Source organism: Vibrio sp. 2134-1 (assembly GCF_033339495.1).
Genome location: NZ_JAWOUS010000690.1, coordinates 1 through 591, shown reverse-complemented (window position 1 = coordinate 591; position 591 = coordinate 1). Strand labels below are relative to the sequence as shown.

The following is a 591-nucleotide window of genomic DNA, read 5'->3' as shown; positions in this document are numbered from 1 at the left end:
AAACTCAAACGCATCGCAAAAGCAAAAAAGCTCCATTCGGAGCTTTTTGTAGTATCAAGAACCAGCGTGATTACCCTGAGAATGGATAACGAATTGGATCGTGGTGTTCGTACCCTTCCACCCAAAAGTCATCCAGCGTCACCCAAGTTTCCAAATCTTCTAGAGATTTAATCTCCGGATTGATATGGAATGTTGGTGCTTGTAACGGTTCACGCTTCAACTGAACATCACGCATCAACTCAAGCTGATCTTCATAAATGTGCGCGTTAACGATTTTATGGAAGGCCTGACCTGGCTTCTTACCCGTAATTTGCGCCATGATCGCTAAGAACACATAAACTTGAACCATGTTGAAGTTCAATCCAAGCGGCACATCGCACGAACGCTGTGTACTATTGAGATACAAAGTGTCATCCAGTAGCGAGAAATGATGACTGTACATACAAGGTCGCAAGCACCCCATATGGAACTCACCAGGGTTGTAGAAGTTCAAGATTTCACCACGGTCATCAACACCGCGAGTCAAATCATCCACAATCTTGCGTAGCTGGTCGATATGACCACCATCAGGTTTTGCCCATGCACGACCTT

The 591-nt window shown here is 45.0% G+C and carries 1 protein-coding gene; it reads right to left on the bottom strand.

What is annotated here, in order from left to right; all coding sequences use genetic code 11:
• Positions 1-70: 70 nt before the first annotated feature.
• Positions 71-591 (bottom strand): thymidylate synthase (locus R7R78_RS27990; protein WP_225474837.1); only part of this gene is annotated, 521 nt, incomplete at its 5' end.